This window comes from Nocardiopsis sp. M1B1 (genome assembly GCF_052466615.1).
The window spans coordinates 1-18,075 of sequence record NZ_CP196194.1; the positions used below are offsets into that span (position 1 = coordinate 1).

An 18,075-nucleotide genomic window follows, 5' to 3' on the forward strand; every position below is an offset into this window, starting at 1 on the left:
TTGGCTGACGCGCAGGTCAACCTCGCAGTGGTCTGGTCCAGCGTCCTGGACGGGATCGACAACGACTCCCTCCCCGCGCACCAGCGCGCATGGCTGCCGCAGACCCGCCCGCTGGGCCTGATCGAGGACACCGCGCTCATCGCGGCGCCCAACGAGTTCACCAAGAAGGTGCTGGAGACACGCCTGTACCCGGCGATCAGCAAGGCGCTCTCCGCCCACCTGGGCCGGGAGATCCGGGTCGCGGTGACGGTCGACCCGACCGCGGTGCCGACCCCGCCGCCCACCCCGACGCCGCCCGCCGCCCCGGGGCCGCAGGGCCCGCGGAGCGTGGAGGGGCACACCGCGCCCGCATTCTCCCCCGTCGTGCCGGGCACCGCCCCGGGCCCGGCCCGGCCGACGGCTCCCCAGGCGGCGCCCGCGGACGCCCAGCGGACCGCGCCCGCCTCCCGGGGACAGCACGCGCGCCCGTCCGCCGAGACCGCCGAGCCGCCCGCCCCGTGGCCCCCGGCCCCTGAGCAGGCCGACCTGCTGGGCCCCACGCCCCCGGCCGACCCCCCGCCCGCCGACGAGGAGCCGCACACGGTCCGCGACGCGCCCGCGCCCTGGGTCCAGCAGACCTTCGCCTCGCCCCAGGAGACGCCCACCGCGCCCCCGCTGTGGGAGCAGCCCTCGGCGCTGGAGCGGCCGCAGGAGCCCGCGGGGTGGCAGCAGCAGGCCTGGACCGACCCGGAGTGGGACCGGCCCAACCGCTGGGAGACCCCGCGGGAGGAGGCGCCCGCGCCGGGGCCCGAGGCGGCGGAGGAGGCCACGCCGCCCGCTCCGGAGGCCGCGGAGGCCCCCGTGGAGGACGAGGCCCCGAAGGCCCCCTCCTCTCCCCCGGGGCGCTCGCAGGAGGTCCCGCCGGGCGAGCACGCGCGACTGAACCCCAAGTACACCTTCGACACCTTCGTCATCGGCTCCAGCAACCGCTTCGCGCACGCGGCGTCGGTGGCGGCCGCCGAGGCCCCGGCCAAGGCCTACAACCCGCTGTTCATCCACGGCGGCTCGGGGCTGGGCAAGACCCACCTGCTGCACGCCATCGGGCACTACACGCACCGCCTCTACGAGGGTTCGCGGGTGCGGTACGTCAGCTCGGAGGAGTTCACCAACGAGTTCATCAACTCAATCCGGGACGGCAAGGCGGACGGGTTCCGCCGCCGGTACCGGGACATCGACGTGCTCCTGGTGGACGACATCCAGTTCCTGGAGAACAAGGAGCAGACGCAGGAGGAGTTCTTCCACACCTTCAACACGCTGCACAACTCCGACAAGCAGATCGTCATCTCCAGCGACCGGCCGCCCAAGCAGCTGACCACGCTGGAGGACCGGATGCGCAGCCGGTTCGAGTGGGGCCTGCTCACCGACGTCCAGCCGCCCGAGCTGGAGACCCGGATCGCCATCCTGCGCAAGAAGGCCGCGCAGGAGGGCCTGGCGGCCCCGCCCGAGGTGCTGGAGTTCATCGCGAGCAAGATCTCCACGAACATCCGGGAGCTGGAGGGCGCGCTGATCCGCGTGACCGCCTTCGCCAGTCTGAACCGGCAGTCGGTGGACCTGGACCTGACCAGCCAGGTGCTGCGGGACCTGGTGCCCAGCACCGAGGTCCCCGAGGTCACGGCGGGGGCGATCATGTCCCAGACGGCCGCCTACTTCGGCCTGACGGTCGAGGACCTGTGCGGGACCTCGCGCTCCCGGGTGCTGGTGACCGCCCGGCAGATCGCCATGTACCTGTGCAGGGAGCTGACCGAGCTGTCCCTGCCCAAGATCGGGCAGCAGTTCGGCCGCGACCACACCACGGTCATGCACGCCGAGCGCAAGGTCCGCGGGCTGATGGCCGAGCGCCGGTCCATCTACAACCAGGTGCACGAGCTCACCAGCCGGATCAAGGACCAGCCCTCGCTGACCTGATCCGCGTACTGCGCGCGAACGCCGTGGGGCGGCCTCCGGGACGGGGGCCGCCCCACGGCGTTCGCGCGCAGTACGCGGCGGCGTGTCGGCCTGTGGACACGTCCACCTGTCGACACGTCCACAAGGCGGCACAGCCGCAAGACGGCCCGGTCCCGAGGCGGCACACGTTATCCACAGGGCTCCACCACGCCCGCGGCCGAGTTATCCACAGGCTTGTGCGCACGAACGCCCGCCTCTGGAGGGGTTCGCCGCCTCTGCCGACGTCCGGGCCGGTTCGTGCCCGGCACGCCCTGTTCTCCCTGTTCTCCAGGCCTTCCGAGGACGCTGTTGCCCTTCCCACACCTGGTCGGAGGCCTTTGCGCAGGTGTTCGGCGCGCGGAACGGGAGAAGCCCCTGTGGACAAACCTGTGCACAGACCCTTTGTCAGGGTTCGGGGGATCTGTGGAGGGGCCCGGAAAAAAATTTTGGCGTTCTCTCGCCCAAGTTATCCACAGGAGGGGGGTCAAATCTGTGGACAACCCTGTGGACAACCTGTGGAAAAGCGCGTCGAGCCTGTGGGTAACCACCCCTGTCCCTGTGGACGCCGCGGTGGGTCACCCGGTGACCGAACCACCGATCCCTGTGGAGAACCTGGGGAAAACCTGTGGACGACGCTGTGGACGGAGTGTGGAAAACCTGGGGACGGCCTCGTTCGTCCACAGGCGGGCCAAGTTACGCACAGGGTTACCCACAGGCCCTGTGGACAAAAATTCGCATGTTGACCTGCGAAAACAAGGGTTATCCACACTATCCACAGGCCCTACTACTACTGCGCACCTTCATTAACCAAGATGTGGCTTCACAACCGCTCCGCGGAAAATCTGTGGACAACTCTCCGAGACTGGCGCGACGACAGCCCGGTGCTGAGCTGTCAGCGGCAGCGGGTGAATCCGGGTAACGTGTGGTCTCGCCCCTGTCCTCCGCCGCCCGGATCCGAGCGGTGACCCCATACGGGATCCGAGGCAGCTCCCGGCGCCACCGGCGGTGCCCGCGCACCGGCGCGGCCTCCACAGCCCTGTGGACGGAGCCCTCGGCAGACCCACAGATCCACGAGCTGCAACGTTGAGGCTTCGACCGGCACGCCGGTCGTGCGGAAAGTGAGTCGGAAAGTGAAGTTCCGGGTCGAACGCGACGTACTGGCCGAGGCGGTCGCCTGGACCGCGCGCACACTCCCGACGCGCCCCTCGGTGCCGGTGCTCGTCGGCATCCTGCTGGAGGCCGGTGAGTTCGAGGGCCGCCAGCAGCTGCGCCTGTCCGGCTTCGACTACGAGGTCTCCACCCAGGCCGCGGTGGACGTCGATGTCGAGGAGCCGGGCACGGTCCTGGTCACCGGCAAGCTCCTGGCCGAGATCACCCGCAACCTTCCCGCACAGCCCGTGGAGATCTCCACCGACGGCGCCAAGGTCGTCGTCACCGGCGGCAGCGCGAAGTTCACCCTGACCACCATGCCGGTGGAGGACTACCCCACGCTCCCGGAGATGCCCGGTGTGAGCGGGACCGTCGGCAGCGACGCCTTCGCCGCCGCGGTCAGCCAGGTGGCCGTGGCCGCCGGGCGCGACGACACCCTGCCGATGCTCACCGGCGTGCGCGTCGAGATCGAGGGCGAGACCATCACGCTCGCCTCCACCGACCGCTACCGCCTGGCCGTGCGCGAGCTCACCTGGAAGCCGGAGAACCCCGACCTGTCCGCGGTCGCGCTGGTCCCGGCCAAGACCCTCCACGACACCGCCAAGTCGCTCACCTCGGGCGCCGAGGTCTCGATCGCCCTCTCGGACGGCGGTTCCGGAGAGGGCATGATCGGCTTCGAGGGCGGCGGCCGCCGCACCACGACCCGCCTGCTCGACGGCGAGTTCCCCAAGTACCGGGCGCTGCTGCCGGACACCTTCAACTCGGTGGCCGAGGTCAGCCGCTCCGAGTTCGTCGAGGCGGTCAAGCGCGTCTCGCTGGTGGCCGAGCGCAACACCCCGCTGCGGCTGTCCTTCAGCCAGGGCCAGCTGGTCCTGGAGGCGGGCACCGGCGAGGAGGCGCAGGCGGTCGAGGTCCTGGAGGCCGACCTGGACGGCGACGACATCCAGATCGCCTTCAACTCCGGGTTCCTCCTGGACGGGCTCGGCGCCATCGGCACCGACGTCGCCCGCCTGCACTTCACCACCTCGACCAAGCCGTCGATCCTGACCGGCAAGCCCGCGGAGGAGGGTTCCTCCCCCGAGTACCGCTACCTGATCATGCCGGTGCGTCAGCCGGGCTGATCCGCGACCGGTCCGATTGACTGGCACCTGCCGGATCCGGTCCGCGACCCGGGCCGGCCGGCGTCCATCCACAGGCGGCGAAGGGGAGCAGAGCAACCATGCAGCTCGGAATGATCGGTCTCGGCAAGATGGGCGGCAACATGGCCGCCCGGCTGCGGGAGAAGGGCCACGAGGTCGTCGGGTACGACGTCGCCTCGCCGGAGCGCGACGTCGACACCCTGGCCGGACTGGTCGAACGGCTGGCCGCCCCCCGGGTGGTCTGGGTGATGGTCCCCGCGGGCGACCCCACGGCCGCGACCATCGCCGAACTGGGCGAGCTCCTGGACGAGGGCGACCTCGTCATCGAGGGGGGCAACTCCCACTACGCGGACGACCGCGTCCGCGCCAAGGCACTGGCGGAGAAGGGCGTCGGCTACCTCGACGCCGGTGTCAGCGGCGGTGTCTGGGGCCGCCAGAACGGCTACGGCATCATGGTCGGCGGCCCGGCCGAGGACGTCGAGAAGGCCCGCCCGGTCTTCGCCGCCCTCGTGCCCGACGAGGGCGTGGGCTTCGTCCACGCCGGAGCGGTCGGGGCCGGGCACTTCGTCAAGATGGTCCACAACGGCATCGAGTACGGCATGATGCAGGCCTTCGGCGAGGGCTACGAGCTCATGGTCGCCTCCGGCCTCGTGGACGACGTCCCCGGCACGTTCGAGAGCTGGCGCGAGGGCACCGTGGTGCGCTCCTGGCTGCTGGACCTGCTCTCGCGGGCCCTGGAGGAGGACCCCGAGCTGTCGCGCCTGCGCGGCTACGCCGAGGACTCCGGCGAGGGCCGCTGGACCGTCCAGGCCGCCGTTGACCTCGCGGTCCCGGCCCCGGCGATCACCTCCTCCCTCTACGCGCGGTTCGCCTCCCGCCAGGACGACAGCCCGGCCATGAAGGTCGTGGCGGCCCTGCGCAACCAGTTCGGCGGGCACGCCGTGCACCGGGCCGAGACCTCCGACGACATCGACGTCTGAGGCGCCCCTCCCGCCCCGCCCCCCGACCCGGGGACGCAGCCCACAGGGCCGTCCCCGGGAGCGACCCCTTCCCCCGACCGCCGCCGCCCCAGGAGGAAGGCCGGATGTACGTATCCCACCTGCAACTGGCCGACTTCCGGTCCTACAGTGAGGCCCTCGTGGAGATGGGCCCCGGCGTGAGCGTCTTCGTCGGCGCCAACGGCCAGGGCAAGACCAATCTGGTCGAGGCGGTCGGCTACGTGGCCACCCTCGGCAGCCACCGGGTCTCCTCCGACACCCCGCTGGTCCGCCAGGGCGCCCCCCGCGCGATCGTCCGGGCCAAGGTGGTGCGCGACGAGCGGTCCATGGTCGTGGACCTGGAGCTCAACCCCGGCAAGGCCAACCGGGCCCGGATCAACCAGGCGCCCGCGGGCCGCCCGCGCGAGGTCCTCGGAATCCTGCGCACCGTACTCTTCGCCCCGGAGGACCTGGCCCTGGTCAAGGGCGACCCCGGCGAGCGGCGCCGGTTCCTGGACGACCTGCTGGTGGCGCGCGCGCCCCGGATGGCGGGCGTGCGCTCGGACTACGACCGGGTGCTCAAGCAGCGCAACGCCCTGCTCAAGTCGGCCTCCGGCCGGATGTTCCGCCAGCGCTCGGCGCCCGACCTGAGCACGCTGGAGGTGTGGGACTCCCATCTGGCGGAGACGGGCGCGGAGCTGCTGGCGGCGCGGCTGGACCTGGTGGAGGAGCTGCGGCCGAGGATCGCCGAGGCCTACTCCGGGCTGACCGACTCCGGGGGCCCGGCCGTCCCCGACTACCGCTGCGGCGCGGTCCCCGAGGGCGCCGAGCCGCCCACCGGCCGTCCACAGCTTGTGGAAACCCTGCGCGCGGCCATGGCCGAGGCCCGCGACCGCGAGCTCCAGCGCGGCGTCAGCCTGGTGGGCCCGCACCGCGACGACCTGGTCCTGCGGCTGGGCGGGATGCCCGCCAAGGGCTACGCCAGCCAGGGCGAGTCCTGGTCGTACGCGCTCTCGCTCAAACTGGCCGCCTTCGACCTACTGCGCTCCGACGGCGACGACCCGGTGCTGATCCTGGACGACGTGTTCGCCGAGCTGGACAGCGAGCGCCGCCGCAGGCTGGCCGAGCGCGTCGGCGACGCCGAACAGGTCCTGGTGACCGCGGCCGTGCCCGAGGACATCCCCAAGGAGCTGGACGGGGCCCGGTTCGGCGTGCGCGAGGGGGTCGTCACGGGTGAGTGAGCGTTATCCACACCCTGTGGACCGGGGCTCGGCCTCCGGCGCGGCCGACCACGGCGGCGGAGGACTCCGTCCACAGCCTGTGGACGGAGCGCGGCGCCCGCCGGAGTCGGGGCCGTCGGCCCCCCCGGCCCCGTCCGGGGCCGACCTGGCCCGCCAGGCGCTCGCCCGCGCCCGGGCCGAGGCCAAGGACCGCGGCGCGGTGCCCCGGGGGCTCCAGCGCTCGCGTCGGCGTGGCCGGTTGCGGTCACGCAACGAGCCCCAGATGTTCGGTGAGGCCGTGCGCACGTGGCTGATCGAGCACGGCTGGCAGGAGCAGGTGGCCATCGGCGGCGTGTTCGGCCGCTGGGCGGACATCGTGGGCGATTTCAACGCAGAACACCTCCGTCCGGAGAGCTATTCGGACGGGGAACTGGTCGTGGTGGCCGATTCGCCCACCATGGCGGCCCACGCGCGAGCGATGGTGCGCGATCTCATGCGCCGTCTCAACGAGGAGCTGGGCGACGGCACGGTCGTCGCCATCAAGGTCCGCGGCCCCGGTTTCCGGCGCCGCTGAGGCGCGCCCGCCCGGGCCGCGGGGCCGGGGTGCCCGTTTCCTCCACTTTCGCGGCCTGTGGATATCCCCAGGTGAACGCCGTTCCCGCGGGTGTCCGCCGATCCAGAGGAGGGGCCCGGGCCGCGTCGGGGCCGCCGGTCGCCGCAGGCGCCACTCAACCGCACCGGGACTTGCGCGCAGCCCCTCCCGCGTGTAGGGAGTCGTCTCCCTCCCTGAACGTTCGTTGTGAGGCGGCACAGGGCCGCCAATGCCACTTTGTCGCACCGTGCGGGGTATCATGGAGACGGTTCTTCAGACGCCTGTAGCCGGTCCCACGCCCCCAGAAGAGGGTGGGCGGACGGCCCCTGTGGCGAACGGTGATCCCCCAGGTGTCGCGGCACGCAGACCCTCCCGATCACCGTGTCACGGGTGACCGTCGCCGCTCGGCCGCGGTCGGCAGGCGTCCCCAGCAGGAGGGTGTTCCCACTTGGCCTACGACGCAGGTTCAATCACGGTTCTGGAGGGGCTTGAGGCGGTCCGCAAGCGCCCCGGAATGTACATCGGTTCCACAGGGGAGCGGGGCCTGCACCACCTGGTCTACGAGGTGGTCGACAACTCCGTCGACGAGGCGCTGGCGGGCCACGCCGACGCCATCGAGGTGACCCTGCTGGCCGACGGCGGCGTGTGCGTGGCCGACAACGGCCGCGGCATCCCCACCGACCTCCACCCGGTGGAGAAGCGCCCCGCCGTCGAGGTCGTCCTCACCACGCTGCACGCGGGCGGCAAGTTCGACGGCAAGTCCTACGCGGTCTCCGGCGGTCTGCACGGCGTCGGCGTCTCCGTGGTCAACGCGCTGTCCACCGCGCTGGAGGTGGAGATCCGCCTCCACGGGCACGTGTGGCGCCAGCGCTACGAGATGACCGCGCCCACCGGAGAGCTCGTCAAGGGCGAGAGCACCGACGAGACCGGCACCCAGATCACCTTCTGGCCGGACGGCGGCATCTTCGAGACCACCACGTTCTCCTTCGAGACGCTCGCCCGCCGCATGCAGGAGATGGCCTTCCTCAACAAGGGGCTGTCCATCACCATCCGCGACGAGCGGCCCGAGCACACCGACGGCGGACCGACGGTCAACACCTTCCACTACGACGAGGGTCTGTCGGACTACGTCCGCCACATCAACGCCAAGAAGGAGCCGGCGCACGCGTCGATCATCTCCTTCGAGGAGGAAGGCGAGGGCATCTCGGTCGAGATCGCCATGCAGTGGAACCAGTCCTACACCTCCTCCGTGCACACCTTCGCCAACACCATCAACACGGCCGAGGGCGGCACGCACGAGGAGGGGTTCCGCTCCGCGCTGACCACCCTGGTCAACCGGTACGCCCGCGACCAGAAGCTGCTGCGCGAGAAGGACGACAACCTCACCGGCGACGACATCCGCGAGGGCCTGACCGCCATCATCTCGGTCAAGCTGGCCGACCCGCAGTTCGAGGGCCAGACCAAGACCAAGCTGGGCAACACCGAGGCCAAGTCCTTCGTCCAGAAGGTCACCAACGAGCACCTGCGCGACTGGTTCGAGCGCAACCCCGGCGAGGCCAAGGACATCGTGTCCAAGGCCAGCCAGGCCGCCCGCGCCCGCGTGGCCGCCCGCCAGGCCCGCGACCTGACCCGCCGCAAGACCCTGCTGGAGACCACCTCCCTCCCGGGCAAGCTGTCGGACTGCCAGTCCACCAACCCGGAGGAGTGCGAGGTCTACATCGTCGAGGGCGACTCGGCGGGCGGCTCCGCGAAGGGCGGCCGCAACCCGCACAACCAGGCCATCCTGCCCATCCGGGGCAAGATCCTGAACGTCGAGAAGTCGCGCATCGACCGCATCCTCAAGAACGCGGAGGTCCAGGCGATCATCACCGCCCTGGGCACCGGCATCCACGAGGAGTTCGACGCCGAGAAGCTGCGGTACCACAAGGTCATCCTGATGGCCGACGCCGACGTCGACGGCCAGCACATCCGCACGCTGCTGCTCACCCTGCTGTTCCGCTTCATGAAGCCGCTGGTCGAGGCCGGGAACGTCTACCTGGCCGCGCCGCCGCTGTACAAGATCAAGTGGGACCAGAAGGGCAGCGACGCCAGCTACGCCTTCTCCGACGCCGAGCGCGACCGGGTCATCGAGGCCGGGATCGCCCAGGGCAAGAGGGACCCGCGCCCGCGCGACATGGTGCAGCGCTTCAAGGGTTTGGGCGAGATGAACGCCAACGAGCTGTGGGACACCACGATGGACCCGGACCGCCGCGTCCTGCTCCAGGTCAGCCTGGAGGACGCGGCCCAGGCCGACGAACTGTTCAGCGTGCTCATGGGTGAGGACGTCGAGTCGCGGCGCGCCTTCATCCAGCGCAACGCCAAGGACGTCCGCTTCCTGGACATCTAGCGCTCCGCGGATGTCCAGGGCCTCCCGGAGGACCCGGGCCCCGCTCCCACCCGTGCTCAAGCAAGCTTCGTAGAAGGGACCGACATCCGTGACGGATGCGAACAACCCCGACGCCCCTGAGGGCGGGGACTCCAGCGTGGAGGCCCCGCCGCGCGTGACCGACCGGATCGAGCCCGTCGACATCCAGGTCGAGATGCAGCGCAGCTACCTCGACTACGCGATGTCGGTCATCGTCGGCCGCGCCCTGCCCGACGTGCGCGACGGCCTCAAGCCGGTCCACCAGCGCGTGCTCTACGCGATGTACGACGGCGGCTACCGCCCCGACCGCGGCTACTTCAAGTGCGCCCGCGTCGTCGGCGACGTCATGGGCAACTACCACCCGCACGGTGACAGCGCCATCTACGACACCCTGGTGCGCCTGGCCCAGTGGTGGTCCATGCGGATGCCGCTGGTCGACCCCAACGGCAACTTCGGCTCGGCGGGCAACGACCCGGCCGCCGCCATGCGCTACACCGAGTGCAAGCTCGCGCCGCTGGCCATGGAGATGCTCCGGGACATCGACAAGGACACCGTCGACTTCCGGCCCAACTACGACGGCCGCTCCGCCGAGCCCGTCGTGCTGCCCGCCCGCTTCCCGAACCTGCTGGTCAACGGCTCCTCGGGCATCGCGGTCGGCATGGCCACCAACATCCCGCCGCACAACCTGCGCGAGGTCGCCGACGGCGTCAACTGGTACCTCGACAACCCCGAGGCGCAGGACGAGGAGCTGCTCGACGCGCTCATCGCGCGCGTCAAGGGCCCCGACTTCCCCACCCGCGGGCTCATCGTCGGCAAGCGCGGCATCGAGGAGGCGTACCGGACCGGGCGCGGCTCCATCACCATGCGCGCCGTGGTCGAGGTGGAGGAGGACAAGCGGGGCCGCCAGACCCTGGTCGTCACCGAGCTGCCCTACCAGGTCAACCCGGACAACCTCGCGCTCAAGATCGCCGACCTGGTCAAGGACGGCAAGATCACCGGCATCGCCGACGTGCGCGACGAGAGCAGCGGCCGCACCGGGCAGCGCCTGGTCATCGTGCTCAAGCGCGACGCCGTCGCCAAGGTCGTGCTGAACAACCTCTACAAGCACACCCAGCTCCAGGAGACCTTCGGCGCGAACATGCTCGCGCTGGTCGACGGGGTGCCGCGCACCCTGCGCCTGGACCAGATGATCCGGCACTGGGTCAAGCACCAGGTCGAGGTCATCGTCCGCCGGACCCGGTACCTGCTGCGCAAGGCCGAGGAGCGGGCGCACATCCTGCGCGCGCTGCTGCGGGCCATGGACCGCATCGACGAGGTCATCAACCTCATCCGGGCCAGCGCCTCCGCGGACCAGGCCCGCACCGGCCTGATGGACCTGCTGGAGATCGACGACATCCAGGCCCGCGCCATCCTCGACATGCAGCTGCGCAAGCTCGCCGCCCTGGAGCGCAACGCGCTGACGGCCGAGTACGACGAGCTCATGGCGCAGATCGCCGACTACAACGACATCCTCGAATCGGACACGCGCCAGCGGAGCATCATCCGCGAGGAGCTGGGCGAGATCGTGGAGAAGTACGGCGACGAGCGGCGCACGCACATCATCCCCTTCGAGGGCGACATGCGCATGGAGGACTTCATCGCGGAGGAGGACGTGGTCGTCACGATCTCCCGCGGTGGATACGCCAAGCGCACGCGCATCGACAACTACCGCGCCCAGAAGCGCGGCGGCAAGGGCGTGCGCGGGGCCCAGCTCAAGCAGGACGACATCGTCCAGCACTTCTTCGTCACCACCACCCACAACTGGATCCTGTGCTTCACCAACCAGGGCCGGGTGTACCGCACGAAGGCCTACGAGCTGCCCGAGGCCGCCCGCGACGCGCGCGGCCAGCACGTGGCGAACCTGCTCCCGTTCCAGCCGGGCGAGGAGATCGCGCAGATCATGGCGCTGCGCGACTACGAGGCCGCCCCGTACCTGGTGCTCGCCACCCGTGAGGGCCTGGTCAAGAAGTCCCGCCTGGAGGACTTCGACTCGGCGCGCGCGGCGGGCATCATCGCGATCAACCTGCGCGAGGGCGACGAGCTGATCGCCGCCCGGCTGGTCTTCCCCGACGACGACCTGCTGCTGATCTCCAGCGACGCCCAGGCGATCCGGTTCCCGGCCTCCGACGAGTCGCTGCGCCCCATGGGCCGCGCCACCAGCGGCGTGATCGGCATGCGCTTCCTGGAGGACGACTACCTGCTGAGCATGGACGTCATCCGGCCGGGCGACGGCTCCACGGACGTCCTGGTCACCACCGAGAACGGCTATGCCAAGCGCACCCCGTCCGACCAGTACCCGGTGCAGAACCGCGGCGGCAAGGGCGTGCTGACGGCCAAGGTGGTGGAGGCCCGCGGCAAGCTGGTCGGCGCCCTGATGGTCGACCCCGAGGTGGACGAGGTCTTCGCGATCACCTCCGTCGGCGGTGTCATCCGCACCGGCGCCGACGAGGTCAAGCGGTCCGGCCGCACGACCATGGGCGTCCGCCTGATGAACCTGGACAAGGGCAACAAGATCGTGGCCGTGGCGCGCAACGCCGAGGCCGCCGAGGAGGAGGCCGTCGAGACGGCCGAGGACGCGGGGGAAGCGGCCGCCGACACGGCCGAGGACGTGAACGAGAACGCCGAAGGCAACCCGGAGGCCTAGACTTCGCGTTAGGCCCCATATGGGCCGCGGGGTTCGTTTTGCGCGGACCCCGCGGACACCCTGGTCGCGCCAATCACCCGTTCTCAAGGAAAGTCCAGCGGTAACGTTTCTATGTCTGACAACCAGCGGAACACCACCACGAACGAAACCGACCCGGACACGGCGGAGAGCGCCAAGGGCGGGGACGTGGAGACGACCGAGAAGGACACGGCAGAAGCGGGGGCCGCCGTGACCACCGAGGTCGACGACAAGGCCGAGGCGGCGACGGGCGCCACCGAGGCCGACACGGCCGAGGAGTCCGGCGAGGAGTCGGGGAACAAACCCGGCGACGAGGACGAGGGTTCCGCCGACAGGGCGGACACCGGATCCGAGGCCGCCGCCGGACCGGCCGAACCCGTGGCGGAGGACCGCGCCGAAGCGGGGGGAACGCCAGTGTCCGAATCGAAGACCTCGGTGCCTGAGGGCCCGAACGCCGTGAAGGCCAGCCTGTCCAGTCGTAAGGCACACCTGTCGGTCTCCCGCGTGGAGCCGTGGTCGGTGATGAAGTTCAGCTTCGTCGTCTCCCTGGTGTGCTTCATCATCCTGTTCGTGGCGATCGCGGTGATCTACGCGACGCTCTCGATGCTGGGTGTCTTCGACGAGCTGACCAACATGCTCACGGCGCTCCTGGAGGGCGACGGGACCGAGGACGAGCTCGGCCTCGACCCGGCCTCCTGGTTCTCGCCGGGTCGCGTCCTGGGGTACACCGGCGTGGTCGGCGCGCTGAACATCGTGCTGATCACCGCCCTGTCCACGGTGGGCGCCATGCTGTACAACCTCGTCGCCGACCTGGTCGGCGGCGTCGACGTGACGCTGTCCGAGGCCGAGTAGCACCGCCGTGAGGGCCCGGTCCCCGCTGGGGCCGGGCCCTCACGCGTCGGTTCCGAGCACTTCCGCGCCCGGGTAAAATGGGAGGTGGAAAGGGACGCGTGCGCCGCGTCCCGCCTCGCGTCCGCCCCGGATCACCGGTTCGCCCCGGTCCCGCCGATGCGGTAGAGTTCCACACGCAGCAAGGGCGTATAGCTCAGTCGGTTAGAGCGCATCCCTGATAAGGATGAGGCCCCAGGTTCAAGTCCTGGTACGCCCACACACGAGAAGGCTCCCCACGGGGGGCCTTTTCCCATGTCCGGGCGTCACACGTGTGTCAGCACCGTCCGGCGCGCGGCCCGGACGAGTCGCCGTGTCGACAACGGGACGTGTCGACCTGTCGACTCGTGCACGTATCGACTCGGGGACCTGCCGCCCCGGGGCCGTCAGCCGCACGTGCTGACCCTCCCGGTGAGCGCGGCGTTGAGCTCGCACACCATGTCCTCGGGGTGCGGGTCGGTCGAACCCGGGCGGATCTGCGTGTCCACGTGGTCCCGCAGCACCTCGCTCACGTACGGGTAGTAGGGGGTGCGCGGCCGCAGCAGGCCTTCGCCGACGGCGTCGCGCAGCTCCTCCCAGTACCGCACGTCCCTGTCCTCGGCTCCGCTCAGCCGGTAGCCGCTGCCGCGGGCGGGGAGCAGCCCGGCCTCACGGAACTCCGCCTGGACCTCCTGCCCGGTCATGGCCGCGACCAGGCTCCAGGCCTCGTCCCGGTGCGGTGAGTCCCCGGTGACCGCCAGGCTGTTGCCGCCGAGCACGGCCGCGGGCAGCCGGAGCACCCCGAAGGCGGGGTCGCCGCCCTCGGCCTCCCCCGCCCAGCCGACCCAGCGCAGCCCCTCCCGGAGCGTCTCGGCGCTCTCGGAGTCGGCCTGGAGCTGGGGCACGACCCGGGGCCAGTGGCGCATGAACACCACCTCGCCGCCGCGGAACCGGTTCAGGCTCTCGGTCTCGGTCTCCTCCAGGGCCGCGCGCGGGATGACGCTCCCGGCCTCGGGGTCCAGCCCCGCCTCCAGCACCTCCAGGCCCTGGAACTCCCCGCTCGCACCGGCGGACGTGGCACAGCCCTCCTCCGCCCCGCCGCCGTCCGCCCAGCCCGCTCCGTCCGCACCGTGGAAGGTCCCCCGGCTGTCCGCCTCCAGGCCGGGGTGCCCGCCCAGGACGAACTCCAGGGCGTTGACGGTCAGGCCCTCGTAGTCGCCGAACTGGCCCGTGTACCCGTGGTCCAGGCCGTGCTCGTCGCGCACCTCGCCCGCGAGGCCGAGCAGCCCGCGCCAGCCGTCCTCCTCGATCCGGGCGGTGACCTCCTCGGGGCCGACCAGGTCGGCGCGGTAGTAGAGCAGGCCCACGTCCATGTGGAACGGCACCGCCCGCGCCCGGCCCTCGTAGCACACCGCGTCCCGGGCGCGGCCCAGGAAGCCGTTCCACGCCAGCGGGCCGTCTCCCCCGGTGTCCACATCCGCCAGCCAGCCGCGTTCGTGGAACTCCGGCACCCACTGGTTGTCGAGGAGGAGGACGTCGTAGGCCGCCGGGTCGGCCTGCATCGCCACGACCATCTGCGAGCGCTGCTCGTCCGCCCGGGGCGAGAGCCACTGGACGTCGACCTCCCACCCCTCGTTCCGCGCCTCCCAGCGCTCGATGAGCCGCGTGTACACTCCGCCCCCACCCGCGTCCCCCGTGGCGGTGACGTCCACCGGGAGGGCGACGCGCAGGACCCGTTCGTCCCGCTCGCCCCGTGCGTCGCAGGCGGCGGAGCCCAGCAGCAGGAGCGACAGGAGCGCGCACACGACCGGCCTCAGCGGCCCCGGGCGGGCCCTCACGGGGTCGCCGCCCTGGTCCCGGCCACGATGCCGTAGACGACCTGTTCGAGTTCGTCGGCGCGCGGATGGTGGCACTCGGCCCCCGCTCCCGCCAGCCGGCTGAGCAGCCCGTCCCCGCCGCACCCCTCGTTGCCCACGGACACCACGTGCACCCGCACGCGCTCGTCGAGGTCCTCCAGCACGGCGGCCACGTCGTCAGCCCGCGCGCCGCCGCGCGGTTCGGGGAGGGCGACGCCGTCGGTGAGGACGACCAAGGCGCAGGCGCCGGGCTCCCCCGGCCGGTCGGCGCAGGACTCCAGCTCCTCGGCGCCGTCGCGGATCGCGTCGGCCAGCGGGGTGGCCGGGAACTCGGCGCTCAGCGCGTCGACCGCCTCGCGTGCCAGCTCCTCCCGGCGCGAGTCCATGCCCGGTTCCGGGGGCAGGACGCGCTCCTGGCCGGTGACGTCGTTGCCCGGCCCGCCCTCGGGGAAGGTCCAGACCCCCACGGTGTCCTGCTCCCCCAGGAGGCCGACGGCGGTCCGCGCCAGCCGCTGCGCGGTCGCCAGCCGGGTGCCGCCCGTGCCGGGGCCGCTCATGGAGTCGGAGCGGTCGACCACGAGCAGGACCTCGACCGGGGCGCGGGAGCGCTCCTGCTGCCGCAGCCCGGACTCCAGCCGCTCCCGCCACCGCTCGTCCCCCAGGGCCGAGTCCAGGTGCGTGACCTCCATCAGGGACCGCTCCGCCTCCCCGCCGATCATGGCGCCCTCCACCGTCCGGTAGCCCTGGAAGGCCGCCGTCCCCCGGGGCTGACGCATCCACTCCCCGAACGCCTCCACCTCCCGTTCGACCCCGTCGCCGCCCCAGTCCAGCCGTACGAACGGGTGGTCCAGGCCGGGCGTCTCGGAGAAGTAGACCGGGACCAGGGGCTCGTCCGGTTCCTCGCCCGCCGGCCCGCACCCGGGGCCGAGCTGCCCGCCCGTGTTGTAGGCGTCGACCGCGTACTCGGTGCTGAACACCCCGACGGAGGAGGGGTCGGCGCTCCCGCCGCGCAGCGCGCACAGCAGGCCCAGGTTGCCCTCGGCGTCGAGCCCGGCAGAGGTCGCGCGGGCCTCCGCGATCTGGATCTCCTCGGCGCCCCCGTCCCCGTACGCGGAGTACAGGGCCTCGGTCTGGATCAGCGCCGAGACCGAGTCCTCCGGCGAGGGGCGGGCCAGGAGGAGCCCGGCCTCCGCCGCCGCAGCCGTGCAGACGACGAGGTTCGAACGCGCTCCGCTCGGGTCGGTCCCCGAACACGCGGGGATGTCACCCGCGGACTCGGGCAGCCCCAGCACCACGGGGGTGAGCCTGGTGGCGCTCCCCTCCCCCGCCTCCAGGCCGGGCGCGTCGCCCGGGTCCCCGCGCAGCAGGGCGACCTCCGCGCTGGAGTCCGGCAGCCACACGTGCGGGCGGGGCCCCGCCCGCAGGTCGGTCCACCCCTCGCGCAGCAGCTCGCGCGTGCGCGCGGCCCCGCCCGCGACGGTGACGCTGACGCGCACGGGCACGCAGCCGCTCCTCTCGTTCCGGCCGCCGAGGTGGGCGGAGAAGTCGTCGGCGGCCCGCTGGACGACGGCGTGCTGGTCCGGGGTGGTGAGCACGGTGAGCTCGGTGGGCGGGGCGCACGGCAGGCCCGGCCCCAGGTGTCCGTTGGCCCGCAGCCAGTACACGCCGTTCGGGACGAGGGTGAGCAGCGCGACGGCGGCGACGGCCAGGGGCCACACCGGCCGCCCGGCCCCGCGTCCATCCCCAGACGGCCTCGTGGGGCCGCCTTCCCGGGCGGAAGGGCTTCTCATCTCCTGCCCGCCCTCGTTGTGCCTACGCGCGGGCCTGCGGACGGCTCGTTCACGCCAGGCCTCCCTCACAAAGGAGCGTCGCGCGTAGTAGAAGCGCATGGCGGCGGCATGCGCCCTCTCGTAGCGCGAGGGGTCGTCCGCGGTCTCGATCAGCAGCGGTTCCCCGGTGTCCTCCTCGACCAGGCGGACGAAGTCCGGGTGTGCGGCGAACCGCGAGGCGCACCGGGCGTGCAGGTAACCGGTTTTCTCCTGGTGTCGGAAGACCACACCCACCAGCAGGCCATGGGTGAACACGGCGGTGCCGGAGAACCCCTCCCAGGAGACCTTGTTGACGTACTCGTGCTGGATGTCGAGCCTGAGTTCCCTGTTGATCTCGCCCTCGAGGGGGCGCAGGGTCCCGTTGAGGTGTTTCAGCTCCGGAATCCGGTCACTCAGCACGAGGTCGGGATAGCCGGGCGCGTCGTACTCCTGCTTCCTGTACCCGGAGAACCCGCCCCAGCGCACCCGGGGCCGCGGCTGCCGTACATCCAGCCGCAGCAGGGCGATGTCCATCGTCTCGTCCGACCAGAGGACGGTGCACCCGACGAGCTTCCTGGGGTGTGCGGTGCCCAGGTACACGCTGACACGGGCGTGGTCGACGACCACGTGCGCCGCGGTGAGGACGAGTGTGGGACCGACGAGGTAGCCGGTTCCGCCACCCCCCTCTCCTCCGCGCGTCGTGACGCGGACGTCCGCGATGAGCTTCTTGTCCACTAGCGGTCCGAGGTCTCGTCGCCCTCCGGAACGGGCCTGTTCCGGGAGGAGATCGCGAGGTTCCCTCCGTCCGCGTCGGTCAGGGCGAGCTTCAACGTGATCCTGTGCGTGTTCTTGCGGCTGACCTTCCCGTCAGCCCCGAGGGAGACCACGCCGAAGCTCACTCCGGCCTTCCCCGCTCCCTCCCCGCGCGCCTCCAGGAGAAGCTCGACCTCGGCCTCGACGATCTCGATGCCGATTCCATTCTCCTTCTTCTCCCTCTGCGCCGCGGTGAGTTCATCGCGTAGTTCCTTGATGGCCTGGGACAGTCCGATGGTGGGCACCTGATGACTCCCTGGGGGGCGTTTCGTCGTGGGGACGGCGGGAACAGAGCCGTGGCCTAGATCACATATCGGGTGTGATAGTCAGTTTTCCACGCCGGTCCGTCGCTAACCGGGTGTTTTCCGCTGTACATAACCGCTCTCGGACGGGGTGCCCCGCTTCTCCCTGCTCACGGCGCCCCTCTGCCGGGAAGCCGACTCGGCGCCATGTCGACTCGTCGATCCGCCGACATGTCGTCCGACCGGCGCGGGGTCGTGGCTGGTCACGGGCCGCGAGCCACCGACAGTGCCATCCATCTAACCGACCGTTCGGTCAGGACATGGCTTTCGAGCTGGGAAAAGTAG

General features: G+C 71.4%; 11 protein-coding genes and 1 tRNA gene. 9 read left to right on the plus strand and 3 right to left on the minus strand.

Annotated features, from left to right (window positions below; genetic code table 11):
* The first annotated feature begins 27 nt into the window (after positions 1 to 27).
* The 9 genes from dnaA (at position 28) to ACSTA4_RS00045 (ending at position 13,252) form a co-directional block, all read left to right on the plus strand.
* Entirely contained in the window at positions 28 to 1,944 is a 1,917-nt protein-coding gene (dnaA, locus tag ACSTA4_RS00005) for a chromosomal replication initiator protein DnaA (protein WP_444964307.1), read from the plus strand.
* A 1,148-nt stretch (positions 1,945 to 3,092) separates the two neighbouring features.
* Complete coding sequence (gene dnaN / locus ACSTA4_RS00010; protein WP_274975588.1) at positions 3,093 to 4,232, plus strand: DNA polymerase III subunit beta; 1,140 nt, start codon at positions 3,093 to 3,095, stop codon at positions 4,230 to 4,232.
* A gap of 98 nt (positions 4,233 to 4,330) precedes the next feature.
* Entirely contained in the window at positions 4,331 to 5,230 is a 900-nt protein-coding gene (gene gnd, locus ACSTA4_RS00015) for a phosphogluconate dehydrogenase (NAD(+)-dependent, decarboxylating) (protein ID WP_416026025.1), read from the plus strand.
* 104 nt (positions 5,231 to 5,334) lie between these two features.
* The gene (gene recF / locus ACSTA4_RS00020; RefSeq protein WP_444961978.1) at positions 5,335 to 6,468 is read left to right on the plus strand and encodes a DNA replication/repair protein RecF; all 1,134 of its coding nucleotides are present in this window, start codon (positions 5,335 to 5,337) and stop codon (positions 6,466 to 6,468) included.
* Between the two features lie 79 nt (positions 6,469 to 6,547).
* The gene (locus ACSTA4_RS00025) at positions 6,548 to 7,021 is read left to right on the plus strand and encodes a DUF721 domain-containing protein (protein WP_444961979.1); all 474 of its coding nucleotides are present in this window, start codon (positions 6,548 to 6,550) and stop codon (positions 7,019 to 7,021) included.
* Positions 7,022 to 7,487: 466 nt separating this feature from the next.
* Positions 7,488 to 9,425: a DNA topoisomerase (ATP-hydrolyzing) subunit B gene (gene gyrB, locus ACSTA4_RS00030; protein WP_130395903.1), complete on the plus strand. Its 1,938-nt coding sequence runs from the start codon at positions 7,488 to 7,490 to the stop codon at positions 9,423 to 9,425.
* A gap of 88 nt (positions 9,426 to 9,513) precedes the next feature.
* Positions 9,514 to 12,126 carry a DNA gyrase subunit A gene (gene gyrA / locus ACSTA4_RS00035; RefSeq protein ID WP_444961980.1) on the plus strand — a complete coding sequence of 871 codons (2,613 nt, stop codon included), beginning with the start codon at positions 9,514 to 9,516 and terminating at the stop codon, positions 12,124 to 12,126.
* 111 nt (positions 12,127 to 12,237) lie between these two features.
* Positions 12,238 to 12,996 (plus strand): DUF3566 domain-containing protein, encoded by a 759-nt coding sequence (locus ACSTA4_RS00040; protein ID WP_444961981.1) that lies wholly within the window; start codon positions 12,238 to 12,240, stop codon positions 12,994 to 12,996.
* Between the two features lie 182 nt (positions 12,997 to 13,178).
* A tRNA-Ile gene (locus ACSTA4_RS00045) sits at positions 13,179 to 13,252 on the plus strand.
* Between the two features lie 166 nt (positions 13,253 to 13,418).
* Here ACSTA4_RS00045 and ACSTA4_RS00050 read toward each other — a convergent pair.
* From ACSTA4_RS00050 to ACSTA4_RS00060, 3 genes are read right to left on the minus strand one after another with little or no spacing between them, the layout of a single operon-like run.
* The gene (locus ACSTA4_RS00050) at positions 13,419 to 14,816 is read right to left on the minus strand and encodes an extracellular solute-binding protein (RefSeq protein ID WP_444961982.1); all 1,398 of its coding nucleotides are present in this window, start codon (positions 14,814 to 14,816) and stop codon (positions 13,419 to 13,421) included.
* Between the two features lie 29 nt (positions 14,817 to 14,845).
* Entirely contained in the window at positions 14,846 to 17,410 is a 2,565-nt protein-coding gene (locus ACSTA4_RS00055) for a trypsin-like peptidase domain-containing protein (RefSeq protein ID WP_444961983.1), read from the minus strand.
* Positions 17,410 to 17,733 carry a trypco2 family protein gene (locus ACSTA4_RS00060; protein ID WP_444961984.1) on the minus strand — a complete coding sequence of 108 codons (324 nt, stop codon included), beginning with the start codon at positions 17,731 to 17,733 and terminating at the stop codon, positions 17,410 to 17,412. The genes ACSTA4_RS00055 and ACSTA4_RS00060 overlap by 1 nt, the downstream gene beginning before the upstream one ends.
* Positions 17,734 to 18,075: the final 342 nt, after the last annotated feature.